The organism is Pseudomonas sp. S60, assembly GCF_016647865.1.
Lineage (GTDB): Bacteria > Pseudomonadota > Gammaproteobacteria > Pseudomonadales > Pseudomonadaceae > Aquipseudomonas > Aquipseudomonas parafulva.
Window position 1 is genome coordinate 91,103 of record NZ_JACVVH010000022.1, and the last position, 6,796, is coordinate 97,898.

Genomic DNA, 6,796 nt, shown 5'->3' on the forward strand with positions numbered 1-6,796 from the left:
CTGTCTGTCTACGGAGAAGCACATGAGCCTCAACAACCCGCAAACCCGTGAATGGCAAACCCTGAGTGGCGAGCACCACCTCGCCCCCTTCAGCGACTACAAACAGTTGAAGGAAAAGGGGCCGCGCATCATTACCAAGGCCCAGGGCGTGCATTTGTGGGACAGCGAGGGGCACAAGATTCTCGACGGCATGGCCGGCCTGTGGTGCGTGGCGGTAGGTTATGGCCGTGAAGAACTGGTGCAGGCGGCAGAGCGGCAGATGCGTGAGTTGCCTTACTACAACCTGTTCTTCCAGACCGCGCACCCCCCGGCCCTGGAACTGGCCAAGGCCATCACCGAGGTTGCCCCGGCAGGCATGAGCCATGTGTTCTTCACCAGCTCAGGTTCCGAGGGCAACGACACCGTGCTGCGCATGGTTCGCCATTACTGGGCCCTGAAGGGCAAACCGCAGAAGCAGACCGTGATTGGCCGCATCAACGGCTACCACGGCTCCACGGTAGCCGGCGCCAGCCTGGGCGGCATGAGCGGTATGCACGAGCAGGGCGGCCTGCCGATACCCGGCATCGTGCACATCCCTCAGCCGTACTGGTACGGCGAGGGTGGCGACATGACGCCGGACGCCTTCGGGGTCTGGGCTGCCGAACAGCTGGAACAGAAAATTCTCGAGGTGGGCGAAGACAACGTTGCGGCGTTCATTGCCGAGCCCATTCAGGGCGCCGGGGGTGTGATCATCCCACCCGACACCTACTGGCCGAAGGTAAAGCAGATCCTCGCCAAGTATGACATCCTGTTCGTGGCCGACGAGGTAATCTGCGGCTTCGGCCGGACCGGCGAGTGGTTCGGCTCGGATTACTACGGCCTCACGCCCGACCTGATGACCATCGCCAAAGGCCTTACCTCCGGTTACATCCCCATGGGCGGTGTGATCGTGCGTGACACGGTGGCCCAGGTACTCAGCGAAGGCGGCGACTTCAACCATGGCTTTACCTATTCTGGCCACCCTGTGGCCGCAGCAGTGGGCCTGGAAAACCTGCGCATCCTGCGCGACGAGCACATCGTAGAGAAGGCCCGCAGCGAAGCGGCACCGTATTTGCAACAGCGTTTGCGTGAGCTGCAGGGCCACCCGCTGGTGGGTGAAGTGCGTGGCCTGGGCCTGCTCGGCGCTATCGAGCTGGTGAAAGACAAGGCCACGCGCAGCCGTTACGAGGGCATGGGTGTTGGCATGATCTGCCGCAATTTCTGCTTCGACAACGGCCTGATCATGCGCGCGGTGGGCGATACGATGATCATCGCGCCGCCCCTGGTCATCAGCCATCAGGAGATCGACGAACTGGTGGAAAAGGCCCGCAAGTGCCTGGACCTCACCCTCGAAGCGATCAAATGAACCTAGCGATGTGACATTAAGTCGTTACAAGGTTGTGGTTTTCTTGAAACACAGCCTCGTAACTTGCCAGACTAGCGGCTGCTGCAGTCGCCCAAACGCAGGTACTGCGTGGCCTGGCAGCTGAACGGATGGCTAACCGAACAATCTGGAGCATGACGCATGAATAAAATGGGCAAGACGTTGCTGGCCGCAGCCCTGATGGGCGCGATGGCGGGTGCTGCACAGGCTGAAGACAAGGAATTGAACGTCTACAACTGGTCGGACTACATCGCTCCGGACACCATCGCCAAATTCGAAAAACAGTCGGGTATCAAGGTCAAGTACGACGTTTTCGACAGCAACGAAACCCTGGAGGCCAAGTTGCTGGCCGGCAAGTCGGGCTACGACATCGTGGTGCCGTCCAACAACTTCCTGGCCAAGCAGATCAAGGCGGGTGTCTACCAGGAGCTGGACCGCTCCAAGCTGCCCAACTGGAAAAACCTGGACGAAGATCTGCTCAAGGCCGTGGGTGATGCCAGCGACCCGGGCAACAAATACGCCTTCCCCTACATGTGGGGTTCGATCGGCATCGGCTACAACCCAGAGAAGATCAAGGCCGCACTGGGTGTCGACAAGATCGACTCGTGGGATGTGGTGTTCAAGCCCGAGAACATCGCCAAGCTCAAGAGCTGCGGCGTGAGCTTCCTCGACGCCCCCACCGAGATGCTGCCGGCTGCGCTGCACTACCTGAAGCTGCCGACCAACAGCACCAAGAAAGAAGACCTGAAGGCCGCCGAGGACCTGTTCCTCTCCATCCGTCCTTCGATCACCTACTTCCACTCCTCCAAGTACATCGGCGACCTGGCCAACGGCAACATCTGCCTGGCGGTCGGCTACTCGGGTGACCTGGAACAGTCCAAGACCCGCGCCCACGAAGCTGGCGACAAGGTCAAGCTGGACTACGTGATTCCGAAGGAAGGTGCCGGCACGTTCTATGACATGGTCGCCATGCCCAAGGACGCCGAGCACAAGGAAGCGGCCTACAAGTTCATGGACTTCCTGATGCAGCCAGAAGTCATGGCCGAGATCACCAATGCCGTGCGCTTCCCCAACGGCAACAAGGCCGCCACTCAATTTGTGGACAAGGACATCACCAGCGACCCGAGCATCTACCCGTCCGCCGAAGTGAAAAAGCAGCTGTACGCAATTGCAGCGCCTGATGCGGCTGTACAGCGGGTTATCACCCGTAGCTGGACCAAGATCAAATCGGGCAAGTAAGCCCGTTGCAGCACCTCTGGGCCGGGCTTTTCCGGCCTGGAGGCCAAGAATGGCAATTGATGATTGCGGCATCGAGGCTGCGAAGGTAAGTTGCGCGCCGGTTTTGCGTGTGCGGCAGCATTGTCGCTACCCAGGCACTGATTGTGAGGACCTCCCACTTGTCCAATTCTGTATTACGCAAGGCCTTCATGGCTGCAGCGGGCCTGACGCTGGCATGCAGCGTCCAAGCGGCGCCGACGGTGCACGTGTACAACTGGTCCGACTACATCGGCCCAACCACACTCGCGGACTTCGAAAAAGCCACTGGCATCAAGCCTGTGCTGGATGTGTTCGACTCCAACGAAACCCTGGAGGGCAAGTTGCTGGCCGGTAACACCGGCTACGACGTGGTCGTGCCGTCCAACCACTTTCTCGGCAAGCAGATCAAGGCGGGCGCCTTCCGCAAGCTCGACAGAAACCTGCTGCCAAACTATTCCAACCTTGACCCGTCGCTGATGAAGCGGCTGGACAAGAACGACCCGGGCAACCTGTATGCCGTGCCCTACCTGTGGGGCACCAACGGCATTGGTTACAACGTCGACAAGGTGAAGGCTGCGCTGGGCGTGGACACCATCGACTCCTGGGCTGTGCTGTTCGAACCCGAGAACATGAAAAAGCTCTCCAAGTGTGGGGTGGCGTTCCTCGATTCGGCAGACGAAATGCTCCCGGCAGTGCTCAACTACATGGGGCTGAACCCCAACAGCACCAATGCCAAGGATTACCAGGCCGCAGAGCAGAAGCTGCTGGCCGTGCGCCCGTACGTGACGTACTTCCATTCTTCCAAATACATCACCGACCTGGCCAACGGCGATATCTGTGTGGCAGCGGGGTTCTCGGGCGATGTGTTCCAGGCCAAGGCCCGCGCCGCAGAGGCGAAGAAGGGCGTGAACCTGGCCTATGCCATTCCCAAGGAAGGCGGCAACCTCTGGTTCGACGTACTGGCCATCCCCAAGGACGCCAAGAACGTCGAACAGGCCCATGCCTTCATCAACTATTTGCTGAAACCTGAGGTTATCGCCCAGGTCAGTGATTACGTCGGTTACGCCAACCCCAACCTGAAGGCTGGCGACCTGATGGACCAGGCCGTGAGGACTGACGCCGCGGTTTACCCACCGCAGGACGTACTGGACAAGATGTTCGTGAACGCAGAGCTGCCGCCCAAGGTGCAGCGCCTGATGACCCGTAGCTGGACCAAGGTCAAGTCGGGCAAGTAATCCACCAGGCCCGCACCGGTGCCTGCGCGTCAGGCCCGGCGGGCATAAAAAATCTTGTTGGGAGTTTCACTCATGGCAGTTGCCTCCGGTGCCTATAAAAAAGCCCTCGAGGGTGGCCAGCAACCCAAGCAGGTGCTGGTCAAGATCGACCGGGTCACGAAAAAATTCGACGAAACGGTCGCCGTGGACGATGTGTCCCTGGAAATCCGCAAGGGCGAGATCTTCGCCTTGCTCGGTGGGTCCGGCTCTGGCAAGTCCACCTTGCTGCGCATGCTCGCCGGCTTCGAGCGGCCCACCGAGGGGCGCATTTTCCTCGATGGTGTCGACATCACCGACATGCCGCCCTACGAACGGCCCATCAACATGATGTTCCAGTCGTACGCGCTGTTCCCGCACATGACCGTGGCGCAGAACATCGCCTTTGGCCTGCAGCAGGACCGCATGCCCAAGGCCGACATCGAAGCCCGTGTGGCCGAGATGCTGAAACTGGTGCACATGACCCAGTACGCCAAGCGCAAGCCGCACCAGTTGTCCGGTGGCCAGCGCCAGCGTGTGGCCCTGGCCCGTTCGCTGGCCAAGCGCCCCAAGCTGCTGCTGCTGGATGAACCGATGGGCGCGCTGGACAAGAAGCTGCGCTCGCAGATGCAGCTGGAGCTGGTGGAGATCATCGAGCGTGTGGGCGTAACCTGCGTCATGGTCACCCACGACCAGGAAGAGGCCATGACCATGGCCCAGCGCATCGCCATCATGCACCTGGGCTGGATCGCCCAGATCGGCTCGCCGGTGGACATCTATGAAACCCCCACCAGCCGCCTGGTGTGCGAGTTCATCGGCAACGTCAACCTGTTCGACGCCGAGGTGATCGACGATGCCGAGGGCCACGCCCTGATTGCCTCGCCAGAGCTCGAACGCAAGATCTATGTGGGCCACGGGGTTTCCACCTCGGTGGAAGATAAGCACATCACCTACGCATTGCGCCCCGAGAAGATGCTGGTCACCACCCAGCAGCCAGACTTTGAATACAACTGGTCACGCGGCAAGATCCACGACATCGCCTACCTGGGCGGCCACTCGGTGTTCCATGTGCAACTGCCGAGCGGCAAGATCGTCCAGTCGTTCGTCGCCAACGCCGAGCGCCAGGGCGCCCGCCCCACCTGGGACGATGAAGTCTACGTGTGGTGGGAAGACGACAGCGGCGTGGTACTGCGGTCATGAAGCTGCGCAAGCTCAAGCGAGCCTTCCGGCGCATCACCCCTGAGGGGCGGCACCTGGTGATCGGTGTGCCGTTCGTTTGGCTGTTCCTGTTCTTCATGCTGCCGTTCTTCATCGTGCTGAAGATCAGCTTTGCCGAAGCTGACGTGGCGATCCCGCCGTACACCGAGATCTACAGCTACGTCGAAGACAAGATCCAGCTGGTGCTCAACCTGGCCAACTACGGCCTGCTGACTGAGGACGACCTGTACATCTCGGCCTACCTCGGCTCGCTGAAGATGGCCTTCTTCAGCACCCTGTTGTGCCTGTTGATCGGCTACCCCATGGCCTATGCCATTGCCAATGCCAAGAAAGAAACCCAGACGGTGCTGCTGTTGCTGATCATGATGCCCACCTGGACGGCGATCCTGATCCGCGTCTATGCGTGGATGGGCATTTTGAGCAACAACGGGCTGCTCAACGGCTTCCTCCTGTGGACGGGCCTGATCGACCAGCCGCTGCAGATCCTCAATACCAACCTGGCGGTGTACATCGGCGTGGTCTATTCGTACCTGCCCTTCATGATCCTGCCGCTGTTCGCCAACCTGGTGAAGCATGACTCAAGTTTGCTTGAAGCCGCGTCCGACCTTGGCTCCAGCACCTTCAACAGCTTCTGGAAAATCACCGTGCCGCTGTCGAAGAACGGCATCATTGCCGGCTGCATGCTGGTGTTCATTCCGGTGGTGGGTGAGTTCGTGATCCCAGAACTGCTCGGCGGGCCGGAAACGCTGATGATCGGCAAGGTGCTGTGGCAGGAGTTCTTCAACAACCGCGACTGGCCGGTGGCGTCTGCGCTGGCGGTGGTGATGCTGGCGATTCTGATTGTGCCGATTCTGCTGTTCAACCGTAGCCAGGCCAAAGAAATGGAGGGCAGGGCATGAAGCGCTTCAGTTTCTCCAAGCTGATGCTGGTGCTCGGCTTGCTGTTCATCTACCTGCCGATGCTGATCCTGGTGATCTATTCGTTCAACGCCTCCAAGCTGGTGACGGTGTGGGGCGGCTGGTCGGTCAAGTGGTATGTCGGCCTGCTCGACAACACCCAGTTGATGGGGTCGGTGATGCGCTCGCTGGAAATCGCCTGCTACACGGCGGTGGCGGCGGTGGCATTGGGGACCATGGCGGCGTTCGTGCTGACCCGGGTCACCCGCTTCAAGGGCCGGACGCTGTTCGGTGGCCTGGTCACAGCGCCACTGGTCATGCCTGAGGTGATCACTGGCCTTTCGCTGTTGCTGCTGTTCGTGGCCATGGCGCAGATGATCGGCTGGCCGCAGGAGCGTGGCATCGTCACCATCTGGATCGCCCACACCACGTTCTGTGCGGCGTATGTGGCGGTGGTGGTATCGGCGCGGCTGCGCGAGCTGGACCTGTCGATCGAGGAAGCGGCGATGGACCTGGGTGCCAAGCCGTGGAAGGTGTTCTTCCTGATCACCATCCCGATGATCGCGCCTTCGCTGGCGGCTGGCGGCATGATGTCGTTTGCGCTGTCGCTGGATGACCTGGTATTGGCCAGCTTCGTATCGGGCCCGGGTTCGACCACCTTGCCGATGGAAGTGTTCTCGGCGGTGCGGTTGGGTGTGAAGCCCGAGATCAACGCGGTGGCCAGCCTGATTCTGCTGTCTGTCTCGTTGGTGACCTTCTTCGTCTGGTACTTC

6 protein-coding genes are annotated in these 6,796 nt (G+C 60.4%); all 6 read left to right on the plus strand.

Annotated elements, in window-relative coordinates:
- Positions 1-22 precede the first annotated feature (22 nt).
- Entirely contained in the window at positions 23-1,384 is a 1,362-nt protein-coding gene (locus IAE33_RS13300) for an aspartate aminotransferase family protein (protein WP_201163827.1), read from the plus strand.
- 159 nt (positions 1,385-1,543) lie between these two features.
- The gene (locus IAE33_RS13305) at positions 1,544-2,641 is read left to right on the plus strand and encodes a polyamine ABC transporter substrate-binding protein (RefSeq protein ID WP_028632973.1); all 1,098 of its coding nucleotides are present in this window, start codon (positions 1,544-1,546) and stop codon (positions 2,639-2,641) included.
- 158 nt (positions 2,642-2,799) lie between these two features.
- Positions 2,800-3,894, plus strand: a complete 1,095-nt coding sequence (locus tag IAE33_RS13310) for a polyamine ABC transporter substrate-binding protein (protein WP_028632974.1) — start codon at positions 2,800-2,802, stop codon at positions 3,892-3,894.
- A gap of 72 nt (positions 3,895-3,966) precedes the next feature.
- Complete coding sequence (gene potA, locus IAE33_RS13315) at positions 3,967-5,109, plus strand: polyamine ABC transporter ATP-binding protein (protein WP_028632975.1); 1,143 nt, start codon at positions 3,967-3,969, stop codon at positions 5,107-5,109.
- On the plus strand, positions 5,106-6,026 hold the full coding sequence (locus IAE33_RS13320; protein WP_201163828.1) for an ABC transporter permease subunit: 921 nt from the start codon (positions 5,106-5,108) through the stop codon (positions 6,024-6,026). Before potA ends, IAE33_RS13320 begins: the two co-directional genes overlap by 4 nt.
- Positions 6,023-6,796, plus strand: a 774-nt coding sequence (locus IAE33_RS13325; RefSeq protein WP_201163829.1) for an ABC transporter permease subunit, incomplete at its 3' end; no start/stop codon positions are given. The genes IAE33_RS13320 and IAE33_RS13325, both read left to right, overlap by 4 nt.